The 17693-nt window shown below is 67.5% G+C and carries 17 protein-coding genes; 8 read left to right on the plus strand and 9 right to left on the minus strand.

Features of this window, described 5'->3' with window-relative positions:
• Positions 1-757, plus strand: a 757-nt coding sequence (locus tag GRX31_RS26900; protein ID WP_237426790.1) for a 3'-5' exonuclease, incomplete at its 5' end; no start/stop codon positions are given.
• Here the strand turns inward: GRX31_RS26900 and GRX31_RS26905 are convergent.
• Positions 754-1812, minus strand: a complete 1059-nt coding sequence (locus tag GRX31_RS26905) for a GGDEF domain-containing protein (protein ID WP_227472559.1) — start codon at positions 1810-1812, stop codon at positions 754-756. The genes GRX31_RS26900 and GRX31_RS26905 overlap by 4 nt on opposite strands.
• A gap of 434 nt (positions 1813-2246) precedes the next feature.
• On the opposite strand from GRX31_RS26905, the gene GRX31_RS26910 reads away from it, so the two are divergent.
• On the plus strand, positions 2247-3536 hold the full coding sequence (locus tag GRX31_RS26910) for an O-acetylhomoserine aminocarboxypropyltransferase/cysteine synthase family protein (RefSeq protein WP_016449204.1): 1290 nt from the start codon (positions 2247-2249) through the stop codon (positions 3534-3536).
• A gap of 7 nt (positions 3537-3543) precedes the next feature.
• On the opposite strand, the gene GRX31_RS26915 is transcribed toward GRX31_RS26910, so the two are convergent.
• The 4 genes from GRX31_RS26915 to GRX31_RS26930 all read right to left on the minus strand — a co-directional run bounded on the left by GRX31_RS26915 (position 3544) and on the right by GRX31_RS26930 (position 8027).
• Positions 3544-4608 carry a hypothetical protein gene (locus GRX31_RS26915; RefSeq protein ID WP_016449203.1) on the minus strand — a complete coding sequence of 355 codons (1065 nt, stop codon included), beginning with the start codon at positions 4606-4608 and terminating at the stop codon, positions 3544-3546.
• Positions 4609-4694: 86 nt separating this feature from the next.
• Complete coding sequence (gene egtB / locus GRX31_RS26920) at positions 4695-6005, minus strand: ergothioneine biosynthesis protein EgtB (protein ID WP_046241878.1); 1311 nt, start codon at positions 6003-6005, stop codon at positions 4695-4697.
• Positions 5992-7050 (minus strand): L-histidine N(alpha)-methyltransferase, encoded by a 1059-nt coding sequence (egtD, locus tag GRX31_RS26925; RefSeq protein WP_046986767.1) that lies wholly within the window; start codon positions 7048-7050, stop codon positions 5992-5994. Before egtD ends, egtB begins: the two co-directional genes overlap by 14 nt.
• A gap of 362 nt (positions 7051-7412) precedes the next feature.
• Complete coding sequence (locus tag GRX31_RS26930; RefSeq protein WP_016449200.1) at positions 7413-8027, minus strand: OmpW/AlkL family protein; 615 nt, start codon at positions 8025-8027, stop codon at positions 7413-7415.
• A 230-nt stretch (positions 8028-8257) separates the two neighbouring features.
• Between GRX31_RS26930 and GRX31_RS26935 the strand changes: the two genes are divergently transcribed.
• From GRX31_RS26935 to GRX31_RS26955, 5 genes are all read left to right on the plus strand, one after another.
• On the plus strand, positions 8258-8773 hold the full coding sequence (locus tag GRX31_RS26935) for a sigma-70 family RNA polymerase sigma factor (protein WP_016451386.1): 516 nt from the start codon (positions 8258-8260) through the stop codon (positions 8771-8773).
• A complete protein-coding gene (locus tag GRX31_RS26940; protein ID WP_160855709.1) occupies positions 8770-9807 on the plus strand; it encodes a FecR domain-containing protein in 1038 nt (345 codons plus the stop codon). The genes GRX31_RS26935 and GRX31_RS26940 overlap by 4 nt, the downstream gene beginning before the upstream one ends.
• A gap of 103 nt (positions 9808-9910) precedes the next feature.
• Complete coding sequence (locus GRX31_RS26945) at positions 9911-12382, plus strand: TonB-dependent siderophore receptor (protein ID WP_160855711.1); 2472 nt, start codon at positions 9911-9913, stop codon at positions 12380-12382.
• A 280-nt stretch (positions 12383-12662) separates the two neighbouring features.
• Entirely contained in the window at positions 12663-14186 is a 1524-nt protein-coding gene (locus GRX31_RS26950; RefSeq protein ID WP_160855713.1) for a hypothetical protein, read from the plus strand.
• Between the two features lie 117 nt (positions 14187-14303).
• A complete protein-coding gene (locus GRX31_RS26955) occupies positions 14304-14924 on the plus strand; it encodes a glutathione S-transferase family protein (protein WP_016449195.1) in 621 nt (206 codons plus the stop codon).
• Positions 14925-14959: 35 nt separating this feature from the next.
• On the opposite strand, the gene GRX31_RS26960 is transcribed toward GRX31_RS26955, so the two are convergent.
• Together GRX31_RS26960 and GRX31_RS26965 are read right to left on the minus strand one after the other, a co-directional pair.
• The gene (locus tag GRX31_RS26960; RefSeq protein ID WP_160855715.1) at positions 14960-15298 is read right to left on the minus strand and encodes a type II toxin-antitoxin system YafQ family toxin; all 339 of its coding nucleotides are present in this window, start codon (positions 15296-15298) and stop codon (positions 14960-14962) included.
• On the minus strand, positions 15298-15594 hold the full coding sequence (locus GRX31_RS26965) for a type II toxin-antitoxin system RelB/DinJ family antitoxin (RefSeq protein WP_043790100.1): 297 nt from the start codon (positions 15592-15594) through the stop codon (positions 15298-15300). The genes GRX31_RS26960 and GRX31_RS26965 overlap by 1 nt, the downstream gene beginning before the upstream one ends.
• A gap of 262 nt (positions 15595-15856) precedes the next feature.
• Between GRX31_RS26965 and GRX31_RS26970 the strand changes: the two genes are divergently transcribed.
• Entirely contained in the window at positions 15857-16111 is a 255-nt protein-coding gene (locus tag GRX31_RS26970) for a hypothetical protein (protein WP_160855717.1), read from the plus strand.
• Between the two features lie 33 nt (positions 16112-16144).
• Here GRX31_RS26970 and GRX31_RS26975 read toward each other — a convergent pair whose 3' ends face one another.
• Together GRX31_RS26975 and GRX31_RS26980 are read right to left on the minus strand one after the other, a co-directional pair.
• Entirely contained in the window at positions 16145-16951 is an 807-nt protein-coding gene (locus GRX31_RS26975) for a hypothetical protein (RefSeq protein ID WP_016451379.1), read from the minus strand.
• A gap of 32 nt (positions 16952-16983) precedes the next feature.
• Positions 16984-17628, minus strand: a complete 645-nt coding sequence (locus GRX31_RS26980) for a hypothetical protein (protein ID WP_016451378.1) — start codon at positions 17626-17628, stop codon at positions 16984-16986.
• Positions 17629-17693: the final 65 nt, after the last annotated feature.

The raw sequence follows: 17693 nt of genomic DNA on the forward strand, positions 1-17693 counted from the left end.
CCCCTTTCCCATGCCCCGCCTGCACGCCCCCAGCAAGGAAGACAGCCGCCTGCTGCCGCCTTTTTCCGCCCTGCCGGAACGCTGCATCCACGTGCCCGCCACCGACGCCGAATTCGCGGCCGCCCGCGCCGCGCTGATGGCCGCGCCCGTGCTCGGCTTCGATACCGAGAGCAAGCCTCTTTTCCACGCCAGCCAGACCGACACCGGCCCCCATGTGGTGCAACTGTCCACCTGCGACCAGGCCTGGCTGCTGCAGCTGCACCATACGCAGGCACGCGCGCTTGCGGCCGACGTGATGGCCAGCGAGGCCATCTGCAAGGCCGGCTTCGGGCTGGACCATGACCGCAGCGCGCTGCCCGCGCGCCTGGGCGTGGCGCTGAACAACGTGATCGACCTGGACCGCGTGTTCAAGCGCCATGGCTACGCCAGCTCGGTAGGCGTGCGCGCGGCCGTGGCCCTGGTGCTGGGGCAGAACTTCCAAAAGTCCAAGAAGATCTCCACCTCCAACTGGGCTGCACCGCAACTGAGCCTGGCCCAGCGCCACTATGCTGCCAACGACGCCCACGGCGCCGCCATGGTGCATGCCGCGCTGCCGGGCTGGGAGCTGCGCCAGCCGGCACCGGCCCAGCGGCCTTCCAGGCCTGCGCTTGAACCGCGCGGGCCGCGCGAGTCCAGCGCCCCGCAGACGCCGCAGACAACGCGTCCGCCCCGCACTGCTCGCCTGCTGCAGGCTGCGGTCGCGCCGGCCAAGTCCTAGAGCGTTTCCTCTTCCTTCACCAGCCGCACCCGGTCCCGGCCTGCGCGCTTGGCCTCGTAGAGCATGGCGTCGGCACGCGCGAGCGCCTGCTCCAGCGTCTGGCCCGGCGCCATCCAGGCCACGCCGAAGCTGGCGGTGATGCGCACCTCGTCGGGCAGCCCGCTGAAGCCCATCAGGCGCAGCTGGGTCTGTATGCGCCGGGTGATCGACTGCACGGCCAGCGGGTCCGCACGCGGCAGCAAGGCCACGAACTCTTCCCCGCCAAAGCGGGCCACCAGGTCCTGCTGGCGCGTGCTGCGCAGCAGCAGTCGCGCAAAGCGCTGCAGCACTTCGTCACCGGCCGCGTGGCCCCAGCCGTCGTTGACCCGCTTGAAATGGTCCAGATCACAGACCAGCACGGCGGCTGAAAGCTGAGGGTGCTCGGCCCGCCGGCGCTGCACCTCCTCCTTGAAGGCGCGCCGGTTCAGAAGCCCTGTCAGCGGATCGCGGTCGCGCTCCTCATGCAGCTCCTGCACGGTGTCGCGCACCGCCGCCGCCAGGAACACAATGGCGAACAGCAGGCCGAACACCAGCAGGCTCAGCTGCTTCGCCAGGCACGCGGAAGAAACGCCCAGCCATTCACTGGCCGCGTCGGCCGGTGGCGAGGCGCCAGGCGGTGTCAGCCACAGCGCACGAACGAAAAAGCTCAGCGCAAAGACCACGAACACCCCCAGCAGCAGCCGGTCCCAGTCCGTACCGGGATGCCTGCGCGGCAAACGCCACAGCGGCAGGGCCAGTTGCAGTCCCAGGCCGAAATTGAGCACATGCTGGCGCGCCTGCGCATCGGGAACGACCCAGGCGTAGTAGCCCAGCACCGCCAGCACTGCGCTGCCAAAGACAGCCGCCAGCGGCGCATCCGGTCGCACGCCCTGGCGCATGGCCATGGCCTCGGTGATGAACCAGGCCGCACACAGCTGCAGCGCGGCCGTGGCCAGCGCATTGACGGGCACGGCCGCAGGCCGCTCCAGGACCTGCAGCAGCAGCGCCAGGCTGAATCCGGTGAAGGCGAGGGACATGCTGCGCAATTCGCGCCGGGCACGCAGATGCCGCCAGCAGACATAGAAACAGCCGGCCAGCAGCGAGGTGCACAAAGGCACCGCCAGCACCAGAAAATGTCTTGCTGTCAACGTCACCATCAACTCCCGAATGGAGTCTAGCGATCAGGTCACGTTACAACACGTTGTTAACAAAAATACACATTCACTCACGATCCTGGCAAAGCCAGGCCGGACATATCTGCGCGCGGCAGAGGAGCAACCGGTCTGCGGCGTATATGTTCGTAACCAACGCATCGTTGGGCACCGGAGGCCGGCACGCCACAATGCCAACCGTCCTCCGCTTGTAAAACCTCAGGACTTACGCAAACAGGATGCGGGAACGCGCCGCTGCCCATGGCAAATGGCCCGCCCTGCCCTTCTTGCGTAAGCCGTCACCAGAAAGGCAATCTTCCATGCGCATCGAAACCCTGGCCGTCCACGCCGGCTACTCGCCCGACCCCACCACCAAGTCGGCCGCCGTGCCCATCTACCAGACCGTGGCCTATGCCTTCGACAGTGCACAGCATGGCGCCGACCTGTTCGACCTCAAGGTGGCCGGCAACATCTACACGCGCATCATGAACCCCACCACCGACGTGCTGGAAAAGCGCGTCGCGGCGCTGGAAGGCGGCATTGCCGCCGTGGCCGTGGCCTCGGGCATGGCCGCCATCACCTATGCCATCCAGGCCATCGCGGAGGCAGGCGACAACATCGTCTCGGCCAGCACGCTCTACGGCGGCACCTACAACCTGTTCGCCCACACCTTCCCGCAGCAGGGCATCACCGTGCGCTTTGCCGATCCGCGCGACCCGGCCAGCTTCGCCCAGCACATCGATGAGAAGACCAAGGCCATCTTCATCGAGTCCATCGGCAACCCGCTGGGCAATGTCACCGACATCCGCGCCCTGGCCGACGTGGCCCACGCCCATGGCGTGCCGCTGATCGTGGACAACACCGTGCCCAGCCCCTACCTGCTGCGCCCCATCGAGCATGGCGCCGACATCGTGGTGCACTCGCTGACCAAGTACCTGGGCGGCCACGGCAACAGCGTGGGCGGCGCCGTCGTGGACAGCGGCAAGTTCCCCTGGGCCGAGCACAAGGCCCGCTTCAAGCGCCTGAACGAGCCCGATGTCAGCTACCACGGCGTGGTCTACACCGAGGCCCTGGGCGAGGCAGCCTACATCGGCCGCGTGCGCGTGGTGCCGCTGCGCAATACCGGCGCCGCACTGTCGCCGCACAACGCCTTCCTCATCCTGCAGGGCATCGAGACGCTGGCCCTGCGCATGGACCGCATCTGCGAGAACACCCAGAAGATCGCCGAGACGCTGCAAAGGCATCCCAAGATCGAATGGGTGCGCTACGCCGGCCTGCAGGACCATCCCGACCACGCCCTGGTGAAGAAGCAGCTGGGCGGCCGCGCCTCGGGCATCCTGTCGTTCAGCCTCAGGAACGGCAGCGGCGACAGCGACACCCGCGCCGCCGGTGCGCGCTTCCTGGATGCGCTGCAGCTGTTCACGCGCCTGGTCAACATCGGCGACGCCAAGTCCCTGGCCACGCACCCGGCATCGACCACGCACCGCCAGCTCGACGCCGAGGAACTGGCCAAGGCCGGCGTCACCGAAGGCATGGTGCGCCTGTCCGTGGGCATTGAGCACATCAGCGACCTGCTGGCCGACCTGGAGCAGGCGCTGGACAAGGTCTGAGACGCCCTCAGCGCCTGCGCGAGCGCTCGCGCAGTTCCTGCGAGGAATAGAAGATCAGCGGGTCCGGCGTGCGCTGCGGATTGGCGCAGGGCTCGATGGCATGGCCGCGCGGCGGGGCGCAGCGGGCCAGGTCACGCAGCTGGGCCTGGGTTCGTTCGGCATGGCGCGCGGCGGTCTCTCCTTCGGAGGGGCGGCTGCCGGGCACGATCAGGCGCAGCTCCATCTTGCGGATGGCCGGCTCCACGGCGTAGGTGCCCTGGAACTGCAGCACCACGCGGCGCTCGGGCAGGTCCACCGTGGCCAGCACGGCACGCATGGGCACGGGAATCATCGCTCCCGACTGGTAGCGCACCAGCACGAAGGGCGCAAAGGGCTTGGGCAGCTTCAGCGCCAGCGTCTGGCCCTTGCCGTTTCCATTGCCGTTACGCGCATCGGCACGCACGCGCAGCTGTCCGCCATCGGGCAGATAGCGGTCCAGCCGCCAGCCGGTGGCCACGCGCTGCGCGCCCACACAGGGCGCGTAGTAGTACTCGGTGGGGTCGGCATCCTTGCCCGTGTACAGCATCTGGGCGCCTTCATGCTCGGTCAGCGTCTTGATGGCCGCATCGGCGCCATCCGCCTGGGCGCCGACCAGCGTGCCGCCGCGCACGAACACGCCCGTATACGGGAACCAGGTGGTGCGCTGGTTGGCCACGGCGCCATAGGGCTTGCATTCGGTGGACATGCTCTGGTCCTGCATGTCGGCATGCGGGGCGACGGGCTCGCCGCCTTGGCCGCCGCCCTGGTCGGCCAGGGTCAGGCGGCCATCGGACTCGATGGTGAAGGTGGCCTTGGCCACCATGGAGTAGTAGCGGCCGGCTGCGTCTTCGCCGATCAGCAGCAGGCTGGGCAGGGGCGTAAGGTTGGCCACCTCGGGCTCGGCGCGCGGCGTGTCGGCCGGGGCCTGGGCAGGCACCTGGGGCCGGGGCTGCTCCTGTGGCTGGCTGGGCGCCGGAGCCTGGGGCGGCGCAGTGGCGCAGCCGGCAAGGACCAGGGACAGCGGCATGGCAAGAACAAGCGAACGCAACAACATGGAACTCCCTCGGATCATTGAGGCCGACGATGCTACTGCATGCACCGGCGGGCGGCGCAATGCATGGGGATGCGGCAGGGGCAGGCTCAAGCCGGATCCCGCGCCAGCCGCAGGCCGGTCATCTGCCAGCGCGCCTGCGTGGGAAAGAAATTGCGGTAGCTGGCGCGCGCATGGCCTGGCGGCGTGAGGCAGGAGCCGCCCCGCAGAACATACTGGTTGACCATGAACTTGCCGTTGTATTCACCCACGGCGCCCTCCGCGATCTGGAAGCCCGGGTAGGCGCCGTAGGCGGACTGGGTCCATTCCCAGACCTCGCCCAGCGCAAGGCTGCCGGGCTGCATGGCGCGCGGGTGCACGGGGCCGGGAGGCTCGTCGTGCTCGGGGCGCTGCGCCATGGGCGCGGCAAAGGCCGCCTCCCATTCCGCCTCGGTAGGCAAGCGCGCGCCGGCCCAGCGCGCATAGGCGTCGGCCTCGAAATACGAGATGTGGCAGACGGGGCGGCGCCCGTCCAGCGCCAGCGCGCCATGCAGGCTGAACTCCTGCCACGTGCCGTCCGATGCGCCATCCAACGCGCCGCCTGCATTGCGCCGCCAGTACCAGGGATGCTCCAGTTGCTGCGCGCAGCGCCAGTCCCAGCCTTCGGCCAGCCACCACTGCGGCTGGGCATAGCCGCCGTCCTCGACGAAGCGCAGGAACTCGGCATTGCTCACGGGCCGCTGCGCGATCTCGCAGCCTTGCACAAACACCTCGTGGCGCGGGCGCTCGTTGTCGAACGCAAAGCCCTCGCCGCCATGGCCCACGGCATGCATGCCACGCGGCACGGTCTGCCACTGCAGCGGGGCAGGCGTTCCATCTGCCGGCCCAGGCGCAGGCATGCCCTCTTCCTGCTCTCGATAGGCAGGCCACAGCGGGTGGCACGACAGCAGGTGCTTGATGTCGGTCAGCAGCAGTTCCTGGTGCTGCTGCTCATGCTGCAGGCCCAGCTCCAGCAGCGCGGCCAGCCGCGCAGGCGGCTGCGTGCCCCAGTCCTCGAACATCTGCAGCATGCGCTGGTCCACCGCCTCGCGGTAGGCCAGCACCCGCGCCAGCGAGGGCCGGGTCAGCAGCCCGCGCTGGGCACGCGGATGCCGCGCACCCACCTGCTGGTAGTAGGAGTTGAACAGCACGCGGAAGTCGGGATCGAAGGGCGGCACGCCGGGCGCGTGCTCGGCCAGGACAAAGGTCTCGAAGAACCAGGTGGTATGCGCCAGATGCCATTTGGCAGGGCTGGCATCGGGCATGGACTGTACGCAGGCATCCTCGGCGGACAAGGGGGCGGCCAGCAGCACGGTGGTCTGGCGCACGGCCTCGTAGCGCTGCACCCAGCGGAAGACGGCGGGCATTTCACGCATGGGCATGGATCACGGCAAACCACTGGCGCTCATCGGTCCAGACCTGGCAGGCCCCGAAACCCGCACAGGCCAGCATGTCCAGGAAGTCGGGCAGCGGGTATTTGTAGCTGTTCTCGGTGTGTATGGTCTCGCCGGCCGCGAAGTGACGCAGCCCCTGGGGCCAGCCCACGATCAGCGGGCGCCGCGCGCGCAGGTGCATTTCGATGCGCGAGTGCTCGGTGTTGAAGAAGGCCACATGTTCCCAGTCGCCCTCGTTGAAGTCGCTGCCCAGCAGGTGGTTCACATGGCTGAGCAGGTTGAGGTTGAAGCGCGCCGTCACGCCCTGGGCATCGTCATAGGCAGGCTCCAGCCACTGTATGGGTTTGGGCAGGTCTATGCCGATCAGCAGCCCACCGTCGTCGCTGAGCAGGGCCCGCATCTGGCCCAGCATGCGCTGGGCCTGTTCAGGGTCGAAGTTGCCTATGGACGAGCCCGGGTAGAACAGCAGCCGGCCGGCCTGCGGGATATAGGGCGGCAGGGCCAGCGGCTCGGTGATGTCGGCCGTGACGGCATGGGCCTGCAGCTGCGGAAACTCCTCGGCCAGGCGCCGCACGGACTGGCGCAGGAAGGCGTCCGCAATGTCCACGCCCACGAAGTGCCGTGGACGCAGGCTGCGGCACAGGCCGCGCACCTTTTCGCAGTTGCCGGCACCCAGCTCGATCAGCACCTCGCTGCCGCGCAGGGCCTCGGCCATGGCCGGACCGGAGTCGGCCAGGATGGCAGCCTCGGTGCGCGTGGGGTAGTACTCGGGCAGCCGCGTGATCTGCTCGAACAGGTCGCAGCCGCGTGAGTCATAGAGAAACTTGGGCGAGACCCGCGCCTGCGGCTGCATCAGCCCGTGCTGCAATTCGGCCAGGGTTGCTCGCAGGGCGCTGTCTGCCAGCTCCGGCGCAGCCTCTCTCCTGCCACCTTCGGCCGGTGTGCGCGGAGCCGAAGGCAGGGGCAGGGGCACGCGCTGGGCGCGCGACGCCAATGGAGGGGAAGACACGGAATGATCGTGGGCATACAGCATGGTGGGGGCCTCGCGTTGTGCGCCGACCGCCTCAGCATGGTGAATGCCGCGCCCCCGCCTTGCAGCGGGGAGCGGTCGCCAAGGGGGCGGGCAGCCAGAATGAAGCCTGCAAACTGGCGTCCCGCCTCGCAAGGCGCGCGCCGACAGGCCGAGGCACCAGCCTAGGCGCCCGCCCCAGGCACGCGGGTAGGACAGTTTCCAGCGAGCGTGTCTTTTTCATGACCTGCAGATCTGGTGCGCTGCAGCATGCCGGACGAAAAAAATCCGGTATGCCGCGAACGGCATACCGGACCAAGTACCCATCCTTGCCTCACTACGCGCTGCCGGATGAAGCAGCGCGTGCCTCGCTCATGATCCGAAGATCAGAAGCGATAGCCCAGTCCCACGCCAACCAGCACGGGGTTCACCTTGAAGGTGCCCACCTTGGTGCCGCCAGCGCGCACGTCCGTCTCGATGAAGACCTTCTTCACGTCGAAATTCAGCGACCAGTTCTTGTCCAGCGCATAGTCGAAGCCGATCTGCAGCGCGCCGCCAAAACTGTTCTTCTTGATGGAGGGGTTCAGCGCGGCCTGCACGGCGGGATCGAAGTTCACGCTGGAAAAGCGCGTGAAGTTGACACCGGCGCCCACGTAGGGCTTGAACGCGCCGAAATTGGTGAAGTGGTATTGCGCCAGCAGCGTGGGCGGCAGGTGCTTGAGGCTGCCGATCTGACCCAGGCCGTTGGCACGCAGGTCATGCTTTTGCGGGTAGGTCAGCACCAGCTCGGCCGCGATGTTGGGCGTGAAGAAGTAGGACACGTCCAGCTCGGGCATCCACTTGTCATTGATCGACAGGCCCAGGCCCGTGCTGTCCTTGTTGACGCTGTCCAGGTGGACGGCGCGCACGCGCACCATCCAGGGGCCTTCGGCCTGCTGCGCAAAGGCGGCACCCGACGACAGGGCGCAAACGGCAGCAACGGCGAGCAGAGTTCTTTTCATGATGGAGAGTCTTGGAGTAGCCCGGGGCAAATCCCGTAGCTGTATTGCAGCAGGGGCAGGCAAGGCCGGTCTTGTCCTAGCTCAAATCCGAAGGTGGGCGCCGTCGCATGGCCGGATCGCGTTGGATGCATGCAACGCATTGCGCGGCAGGCCAGTTGCGGCCAGGCTGCAGCCATTGCTCAAATAGAATGCGAATCATTATCAAATCCGCTTCCCCAGGAACCCGCTCCATGGCCGCCGCGCCTTCGCACCCCGATATCGCCCTGCTCTACAGCGACCACCACGGCTGGCTGGTGGGCTGGCTCAGGCGCAGGCTGGGCAATCCCTGCGATGCGGCCGACCTGGCCCAGGACACCTTCATTCGCGTGCTGGGCAAGCCCCAGTCCCTGCATGGCGTGCGCGAGCCGCGCGCCTGGCTCACCACCATCGCCAACGGCCTGGTCGTGGACCACACACGCCGCGCCGCGCTGGAGCGCGCCTGCCTGGACGCCATCGCCAGCCTGCCCGAGCCGCTGGCGCCCTCGGCCGAGGAGCGCCATCTGCTGATCGAATCCCTGGTGCGCATGGACAACCTGCTGGCCGGCCTGCCGCCCAAGGCCCGCAGCGCCTTTCTGCTCTCCCGCCTGGAAGGCCTGAGCTACCCGGAAATCGCCCTGCAGCTGGGCGTGTGCCTGAGCTCCGTCGAGAAATACATGGCCACCGCCATACGCCACTGCCTTGCCCTGCGCAGGGAACTGACGGCGTGAGCACAGACCAGGCCCCCCAGGCGCTGGAACAGGCCATTGCCTGGGCCGTGCGGCTGGCCTCCGGCACGGCCACCGATGCCGACCGCGCCGCCTGCCAGGCATGGCGCAGCAGCCACGCCGCGCACGAACAGGCCTGGCAACAGGTCCAGGCTGTCGAGGCCCAGTTCGCCCTGCCCGCCGGCCAGGCGGGCCTGGCCCACGGCGTGCTGCGGTCCGCCGGCCCAGGGCCGGCGCGAGGCCGGCGCGCAAGCCTGCAGCGGCTGCTGTTCCTGGGCCCCGCTGCCCTGCTGCTGGGATCCATGGCTTGGCGCTGGGCTGCACCGCGCGAGCAGATCGCGCTGGACACGGCCATCGGTGAGCGCCGCAGCACGCTGCTGGCCGACGGCAGCCGCCTGCACCTGGCACCGGACACGCTGGTGCAGGTGGATTTCACCTTGCTGCGCCGCGTGGTCCGCCTGGCACGCGGCGAGATCTTCATCGACACCGGCAGCGACCCGCGCTCCCTCGCGGGCCGACGCTCCTTCTGGGTGGAAACGCCGCTGGCCCGCTTCGAGGCCCTGGGCACCAGCTTCGGCGTGCGCCACGAAAAACACCCGGACACGGCCACGCGCCTGTACGTCACCGAGGGCCGCGTGGCCATCCATGTCAGGGCGCTGGACGGCACTGCGCCAGGCACCCTGGACGCCATCGTCGCCACCTCCGGCGAAACCCATGTGCTGCACGCCGGCCAGCACCGCCCTGTGCGCCTGCCCGACGAAGGCCTGGTGCCCGACGCATGGACCGACGGCGTACTGGTCGCCCGCCGCATGCGCCTGGACGCCTTCGTGACCGAGCTGTCACGCCAGACCGGCATGCCCATGGAATGTGCCGACGACGTGGCTGCCCTGCGTGTTTCAGGCGTATTCCAGCTGGACGGCCCGGATCCGGCGGGTCGTGCGCTGGCCGCCATTGCCCGCACGCTGCCTGTGCGTGTGGAGCGCGGACAAGGTGCAGCCAGCGGTGCCCGCAGCGCCATGCGCCTGGTCAAAGCCTGAGCCGGAATTTTTTTCAGGCAGTCATTACGGGTTTCACACCGCCCGTTCGGCATAGGAGCAAAGACATCGCTTTTTCCTTTGCCGCTTCTCAAGGACTGCCTCCATGCCCAGCCTGCCCAGCACCCGCCGCGCCGCCCATCCACCCTCGTGCACACGCCCCACGGCGCTGGCTGCACAGGCCTTGATGCTGGGCCTGTTGATCACGCTGGGCCTGCCCATGACCGCCCTGGCCCAGAGCCCGGGCTCCGCCCCGGATGCCAGATCCATCCGGTTCGACCTGCCGGCCGGTGAACTGGAGACCAGCCTGCACAGCCTCGCGCGCCAGGCAGGCATCACCCTCTCGTTCGATCCAGCCCTGGTCCAGGGCCGACAGTCGGCGGCGCTGAGCGGTACGCGCGGCGTGCACGAAGGGCTTGCCGCCCTGCTCGCCCCGCACCAGCTGCAGGCCACGCGCACGGCCGAAGGCGGCTGGGCCGTGCACCGTGCGCGGCCCGGGGCCGCGGCCGAGCATGCGCTGCCCACCGTGAACGTGCTGGCCGATGCCGAGCATGAAAGCGCCTGGGGCGCCGTGCCCGGCTACGGGCCGCGCCGCAGCGCCTCGGCCATGAAGATGGATGTGCCGCTGCTGGAGACACCGCAGCAGGTCAGCATCATCGGCGAGGCCCAGATCCGCGACCAGGCCATCTCCAGCGTGGCCGAAGCCGTGCGCTACAGCGCGGGCGTGCGTCCCATGGACTACGGCATCACCGATGACGACGTGGCCGTGCGCGGTTTCTATCTGACGGGCACGGGCCTGTACCGGGACGGCATGCGCATGGTCCACAACGGCTTCATGACCAACCTGGAGCCGTATGGACTGGAGCGGCTGGAAGTCGTGCACGGCCCGGCCTCGGTGCTGTACGGCCAGTCCGCGCCCGGCGGCCTGATCAATGCCGTCACCAAGCGCCCGCGCGCCGGCATGCAGCGCGAAGTGGGCGTGGAATTCGGCAGCCACGACCGGCGCCAGCTCACGGCCGACATCGGTGGCGCCATCAATGAACAGGGCACGGCGCTGGCACGGCTGACCGTGCTCAAGCGCGAATCGGGCACGCAGTGGAACGGCCTGCGCGCCGACCGCAGCTACATCGCCCCCTCCTTCACACTGCTGGGCGAGCGCACCAGCCTCACCCTGCTGGCGCAGTACCAGGAGGACGAAACCGGCTTCGTCATCCCCTACTACCGCCAGACGCCTGCGGGCTGGTCGGCCACGGACATCAACGTCAGCGGTCCGGGATCTGGCCACCACAAGCGCAACGCCAGCGTGGGCTGGCTGCTGGAGCACCGGCTGAACGACCAGCTCACGCTGCGCAACAACCTGCGCTACCTGGACGGCCGCAACGACCGGCGCGAGATGCGCAACCGGGGCCTGACGGCCGACCAGCGCGGCATGGCACGCCTGGCCATGGTGCGACCCGACGCCGAACAGACCTGGGTCATGGACACGCAGATCGAAGGCCGCCACCGGACGGGTGCCGTCTCGCACCAGTGGGCCGTGGGCTTCGACTACTACCGCTCCAGGCTCGACTGGCGCATCTACTCGCTCAACGGTGCCGTGGCGCCGCTGGACCTGGTCAACCCAATCCACATCGCGCCGAACTGGGACGACAACTACCTCAGCGACCGCGCGCTGGCACGCACGCACCAGGCGGGCCTGTACGTGCAGGACCAGATCAAGTTCGGCGAGCGCTGGGTGCTCAGCGCCGGCCTGCGCCGCGACAGCGCACGCATAGACACCGACTACGACGCGCGCGCCGCAGCCAACGCGCCCTTCGCCATCACCACCGTGCGCCGCACCGACAGCGCCGTCACCGGGCGGCTGGGCCTGATCTACCTGGCGCCCAGCGGCCTGGCTCCCTATGTGTCCTTCAACAACTCCTTCCAGCCGCCGCTGACCACGGTCACGGCCACCGACGCCAACGGCAGGCCCTACGAGCCCGAGACCGCGCGCCAGTTCGAGGCCGGCCTGCGCTACGCGCCGCCGTCGGCCGGCTACACACTCAGCGCCGCAGTGTTCGACCTGCGCAAGCGCAATGTGCGCACGCCATCCACACTCAACCCGCGCTTCGACGTGCAGACCGGCGAAGTGCGCAACCGGGGGCTGGAGCTGCAGGCCCAGGGCGAGATCGGAGGCGGCTTCTCGGCCATTGCGGCCTATACCTACCTCGACTCCAGGGTCACGCGCAGCAACAACGCCATCGAGATCGGCGCGCGCCCCGGCGCCACGCCGCGCCATGCCGCATCGCTGTGGGGCAAGTACCAGCGCGGCGCCCTGGAGCTGGGCCTGGGCCTGCGCCACATCAGCGCCACGCCTGGCGAGCTGCCCATGGACGGTGTGAAGACCCCCATGAACGACGCCTACACGCTGTGGGACGCCATGGCCGCCTACACCACCGGCCCGTGGCGCTTCTCGGTCAACCTCAGCAACCTCACCGACAGTCAGTACCGCACGCAATGCAACACCTTCCGTGGCGGCGCGCAATTTTGCGCGCTGGGCTTCGGGCGCGAGGTGCGTGTGGCGGCGGCCTATCGGTTCTGAGTGCCGCCATTGCTGCCCGCCAGGGCGGGAGCAATGCAGGCCCCCGCTCTTGGAACAACGCCCGGCGGAGAGCAACAGACAGCCCACTCGGCATGCATCTGCAGCACGCTCGGTGCAGCTTCCATCCGGCACAGCGCATCGCGGACCTGCTCGCCTGGATCGGATGGCGTTGCACCGCCGCAGCTGCATTGGTTCAGCCGCGCACCACGCCATCGACTTGACATTTCGCCCAGTCCACACCGCGCTCTGCTGGCGACAATCAGGTCTTTGAAAGGCGCGCATGCACTACGGCAAATCCCAGGCCGTTGGAGACAAGAGCATCTTCATCATCGACACCGCCATGAGCGTGGTCGATGGCCGGCTCTACTACGAGTACTGCAACAAGGGGGACAGCACAACGTCCTTTCTGCGCGCCGTTGATGTGGCCACCGGCAACGTGCTCTGGGACCACCGCATGCGCGAGAGCGAGGGCATGTCGTGGTTCGTGGACGAGCGGCATCTGATGCTCTGCGACCAGGTGCTTGATGCCCGCACCGGCGAATGCCTGTTCGACTTCCATGCCGTGCCGGGCATGCAGGCCAGGCATTGGCCCGTTCCCGTGGAGCTGGACGCGCATCGCTGGCTCGTCGCGATGGAGGAGAGCAGTCCCGAGGGCCGCTATCTGCTGCTGGACCGTCGCACCTGGCAGGGCAGCACGCTGGCGCTGGGCCTGCAGGGTGCGTTTGTGCTGGAGGGGGCGGTCTACGGCTGGATCGTCCACCCTGAGCGCTCGGAGCTGCGGCGCTGGCATGAAACAGACGGGCACACCGAGCATGTGCTGTGGGTGGACAGTGCCCGCGACCTGTACTCGCCCGCCATTGCAGGCGCGTGGGCCGTGTTCGGCCCCGGCAGCAGAGACCACGTGGACATCGATGCACCCTGGCTTCGCATCCATCCTTGCAGCGGCGAAGTCCTGGCCATCACACCTCCCGTTCAACCTGACGATGAGCGCCGGCATGTGCATGCCCAGCGGGCAGCGCATCGTGACGGCGTGGTCTATTTCTGCTTTGCACGCCAGGGAATGTATGGCTATGACATTCGCAGCAACCGTTTCGGACCGTGCCTGTCGCCTACCCATGTCAGCGCGCCGCAATGCCATGCCGGCGTCCTCTATGGAATACAGGACAGGCACGAGGACGGCATGGAGCGGGCCTATCTTGTCGCCGTGGACCCGGACACCGGCGCCCCGCTTTGGGAAACCCCGTGCAGCAGCCGCAACTACAGGCATCTGAGCGTGAGCGAATGCGGTGTCTTTCTGGGCATTGCGGGCGGCAAAATCCAGCACCTTCCGCCAGCGGGCCACAGGCGCAGCACCCCAACGGCAGAGCCTGCCAAACGCGCCGAAAGCGCCAAAAGCGCCAAGGCCGCCACCGGGCCGGTACGCACCGTGCCGCCCGAGTCTCCCTATGCACACATGCTGGACGACATGCCCACGCTGCTCGATGCCCTGCAGGCGCGCGCCTGCGCGCAGAGCCCAGATAGCACCCTCACGGCCGTGGCCGTCTCCAAGCCCTGGGCCATGGTGGCCTGCATCGAATATGGCGAGGACCCCGACTTCCCCCATCTGCGTCTGCTGGATCTGCAAACCGATGCCTGGATCGCGCTCGACTGCAACGACCTGATCGACGCACCCATGATTGAAGGCATCACGTTCGTGGATGGCCAGGACGGGAAGCTGGACCTGCTACTGCATGACGGCGGCCGCCACACCATCCACATTGACCTGCCCGCACGCACCGTGCGCTGGAATGCCGAGCAGGCATAGGACAAGACAACGATGCCGCTTGCACGACCGTGCAATCCGCACTAAGTTGGAGGGCCGGTCCGGCCATCGGCGCCGACGGCAGAATCTGCCCGTATCCCACCCCTACCCGTCTCTTTCATGACCACCCTCAAGCTCTACTACGCTCCCGGCACCTGCGCCCTGGCCGCCCGCATCGCCCTGATCGAGGCCAATGCGCCCCATGAAGTCGTCAAGCTCGATTTCTCCAAGGGCGAGCAGCGCAGCCCCGAATACCTGGCCATCAATCCCAAGGGCCGCGTGCCCGCCCTGGTGACCGAGCGCGGCGTGCTCACCGAAACGCCGGCCCTGCTCGCCTATATTGCCCGGCGCTTTCCCGAAGCCCGGCTTGCCCCGCTGGACGATGCCTATGCCTTCGCCCACATGCAGGAGTTCCACGGCTACCTGTCCTCCACCGTGCACGTGGCCCACGCCCACGGCCGGCGCGCAGGCCGCTGGGCCGATGACGAGGCGGCCATTGCCTCCATGCAGCGCAAGGTGGCAGCCAACATGGCCGAATGCTTTGGCGTGATAGAGCGCCATTACCTGGGCGACGCGCCCTGGGTGCTGGGCTCCGACTATTCCGTGGCCGACGCCTATCTGTTCACCATTGCCGGCTGGCTGGAGGGCGACGGCGTGGACATCGCCGGCTTCCCCAAGGTGCAGGCGCACTTCAAGCGCATGGGCGAGCGCGCTGCCGTGCGCGGGGCGCTGGGGAGCTGAGTGGGGAGGCTGCCCGCGGCCTGCGATGGCCGCGCTCAGCCAAACAGATCGCCGTGGGTTCCAAGGCGCTTGAAGATGACGATCTCCATGTCCTTGGCTTCGGGATGCGGATCAATGCGGTAGATCAGCAGGAAGTCGCCCCCCAGATGAATATCCCGATCGCCCGCGTCCCATTCATCGTCGGCGATCAAGGCGTGATCGCTCCACTGCGCCGACAGCACCTGCTGCGCCGTGTGGGCGATGAGCAGGCCGCCGACCTGGTTCACCAGTGTCATGTCGTAGCGGCCTGATGCCGCCATGCGCTGGTAGTCCTTCTTGAAGGTCTTGTTGGTGTACGCGATGGTGCGCAGCCTGTAGCCCTTCTTGCCGGCCATCAGGCTTCATCCCTTTCCATGGCCTGCAGCATGGCTTCAACAGAGGCATGTCCAGGTTCACCGCCTCTGGCGATTTCTCTCGCCTCCAAAGTAGCCTGCCGGTTTGTCTCGCGACGCAGCCGCATCGCCTGCACCTGCTCCGCAGTCAGCCGCAGGTCAAAGGGAATGCCGTTGTGCAGCACAACGCCCTGCAGAAACATGCGCACGGCGGCGTTCACGTCCATGCCCAGCGTAGAAAGTATGTCGGCAGCGCTGTCGTAGATCTTGTCATCCACAGTAGTACGGATGATGGTCATCTTTTGCTCCTTTGAAGTCACTTGCCGACCTATTCTAGGCAATCACAAATCAAATGTTGCTGCAATCTTCCACACACATTCACTAGCAAAAACAAAAAACCAGACAGCTATTCATAAATTTCCCTTGGCAGTCCACCAAGCCCCGGGCCTCTACCGCCGCCCCCAAGCCTTGCCTACAGTCGCCAGGACAGGCAGGGGCGTTGCACAAGGCGGCGCCTTTTCGCCATTCCAGAAACGACGGATTCAGACGACAAGGTGGAGCATGCAAAGACAAGCCAGGGTGATTGCCATCAACAACCAGACGGGGCTCATCGGCCTGCAGCCGGAGGGAGAGGACAGATGTGTGCTGGTGCAGCAGCTCGATACCCGCCCCGTGAATACGGGCCAGATGCTGTCAGGGGAGATGGACAGCGTGGGCATGGAGACGTTTGTGAACGCGCAGACGCAGGACCGCATCGAGGTCTTTGTCGAGGCCTACGGGCTGTCTGCGGAGGCCGTGGAGCTGGCGATGCGCTGAGTGGGCCGGCCAGCGAAGGTGCGGGTGCCGGTCTCAAGGCCGCGCCCACTGCGCCAGCGTGTGCCGCGCCAGCGCCTCGACATCCAGCGGAGACCGGGGGTCCACCGCCAGCTCTCCCAGCATCACCATGGCCTCGGGAATCTGGTTGCGCTCGCGCAGCAGCAGGGCCTTGTTCAGCAGCAGAAAGCCGCGGGTCTGGGCATCGGGGCCGGCCTTCAGGCCGCTGTCCAGCAGGGCAAGGCATTGGTCGGGGTCGTCCTCCATCAGGGCGGCTGTCTTCCAGGCGGGGGCGAAGCCAGGGGTTTCGCGGGTCATGGCCAGGGCGGCCTGGCGCACCTTGCTCCTGTCGGTCTCCCACTCCAGGGCGAGGTAGCGCAGATAGGTGCCTTGCGGGAGCTTGCCATCGCGCTCCATGCGCAGGCTGTGCACGGCCGTCTTGGCCATGAAGAAACCCCTGGGAGCCATTGCATCCACGCGCCGGTAGTGGCGATAGGCCGCATCGAAGTCCTTTTGCAGCAGGTAGGTGAATGCGGCGTCGTAGACGGGATAAGGCCAGTCCGGCGCCAGCTTCGAGGCGGTCTCGAAATGCGCCAGCGCAGCCCGGTTGTCACCGCGCTGCCCTGCGGCGCGGCCCAGGGCATGGGCATCGCGCGCCGCCTGGCTGACGGGTGTGGCGCGGGGCAGTTCCCAGCTGAAACGGCCATCGGCCTTGTCCAGGTCGCTGCGCTTGAGCACGCGGCCGGCGCTGTCCTTGAAGACGATGTCGTCGGCTGCCATGGCGGGCGCTGGCGCCAGCAGCTGCAGTGCCAGGGCCATGGCGGCAAGCAAGGGGAGCTTCATGGTGTGCTGAGCTTGGTTCGGGAAAGCCGATATTAGGGCGCAGAAGCAGACGCAGACGCAGACGCAGGAGCGGAGCCGGCAGAAGGGGATTCACCTGCAGGCCTGCCAGTTGAGGGGGCCGTGGCGGCGGCACGCCTTCCCCTGCCCCTGGCGCGCGGGCGGGCAAGGTGATTCATTTGCCATTCCAGCGATTCGGTATCGAAGTCGAAGGCATCCAGCAGGGCAATGGCTTTCCTGGCCTCCCTGAAGTCCACTTCCGTGACGGGCGGACTGTGCCGCAGCGACAGATCGTGCTTGAGCAGCCATTGCTGCAGATCGGCCAGCGCGACGATGGAGATGCCCTGGTTGATGAGCTGTGACGCGGTGACTTGCGCCAGCATGGCCGGCGTCAGTTGCCTGCAGGAGCGCAGGCCCAGGACCTGCCTGAGCTTGGCCACCAGGGGAGTGCGCAGCTCGAACTGGGGCAGGCTCTCGAAATGGGCCAGGGATTCGAGGTACAGGTCCGGCTCCGCATGTATGGCGTCCAGGTCGTTGGGCAGATTCAGCAGTTCGCAGATGCGATTGAGGGCGGTGCGTGCGCGTTCGGTGCCGAGTTTCTCGGCCTTGCCCGCTTGCGCGACCGAGCAGCCGGCGATGACGGAGCGCAGCACATTGGCCTTGGTGAGATTGGAAATCATGGAATCCCCCTGATGAAAATCCAGGGACCCGCGCGGAATCAGCTTCAGCCGCCCGGTCCCGACAA

The sequence above is a fragment of the Delftia sp. CH05 genome (assembly GCF_009827015.1).
Lineage (GTDB): Bacteria > Pseudomonadota > Gammaproteobacteria > Burkholderiales > Burkholderiaceae_C > Comamonas > Comamonas tsuruhatensis.

Bases quoted from the DNA above. Each gene is read 5' to 3' on its own strand.
- GRX31_RS26905 (WP_227472559.1), bottom strand. From the start codon at position 1,812: ATGTCCCTCGCCTTCACCGGATTCAGCCTGGCGCTGCTGCTGCAGGTC.
- GRX31_RS26910 (WP_016449204.1), top strand. From the start codon at position 2,247: ATGCGCATCGAAACCCTGGCCGTCCACGCCGGCTACTCGCCCGACCCC.
- GRX31_RS26915 (WP_016449203.1), bottom strand. From the start codon at position 4,608: ATGTTGTTGCGTTCGCTTGTTCTTGCCATGCCGCTGTCCCTGGTCCTT.
- egtB (WP_046241878.1), bottom strand. From the start codon at position 6,005: ATGCCCATGCGTGAAATGCCCGCCGTCTTCCGCTGGGTGCAGCGCTAC.
- egtD (WP_046986767.1), bottom strand. From the start codon at position 7,050: ATGCTGTATGCCCACGATCATTCCGTGTCTTCCCCTCCATTGGCGTCG.
- GRX31_RS26930 (WP_016449200.1), bottom strand. From the start codon at position 8,027: ATGAAAAGAACTCTGCTCGCCGTTGCTGCCGTTTGCGCCCTGTCGTCG.
- GRX31_RS26935 (WP_016451386.1), top strand. From the start codon at position 8,258: ATGGCCGCCGCGCCTTCGCACCCCGATATCGCCCTGCTCTACAGCGAC.
- GRX31_RS26945 (WP_160855711.1), top strand. From the start codon at position 9,911: ATGCCCAGCCTGCCCAGCACCCGCCGCGCCGCCCATCCACCCTCGTGC.
- GRX31_RS26950 (WP_160855713.1), top strand. From the start codon at position 12,663: ATGCACTACGGCAAATCCCAGGCCGTTGGAGACAAGAGCATCTTCATC.
- GRX31_RS26955 (WP_016449195.1), top strand. From the start codon at position 14,304: ATGACCACCCTCAAGCTCTACTACGCTCCCGGCACCTGCGCCCTGGCC.
- GRX31_RS26960 (WP_160855715.1), bottom strand. From the start codon at position 15,298: ATGGCCGGCAAGAAGGGCTACAGGCTGCGCACCATCGCGTACACCAAC.
- GRX31_RS26965 (WP_043790100.1), bottom strand. From the start codon at position 15,594: ATGACCATCATCCGTACTACTGTGGATGACAAGATCTACGACAGCGCT.
- GRX31_RS26970 (WP_160855717.1), top strand. From the start codon at position 15,857: ATGCAAAGACAAGCCAGGGTGATTGCCATCAACAACCAGACGGGGCTC.
- GRX31_RS26975 (WP_016451379.1), bottom strand. From the start codon at position 16,951: ATGAAGCTCCCCTTGCTTGCCGCCATGGCCCTGGCACTGCAGCTGCTG.
- GRX31_RS26980 (WP_016451378.1), bottom strand. From the start codon at position 17,628: ATGATTTCCAATCTCACCAAGGCCAATGTGCTGCGCTCCGTCATCGCC.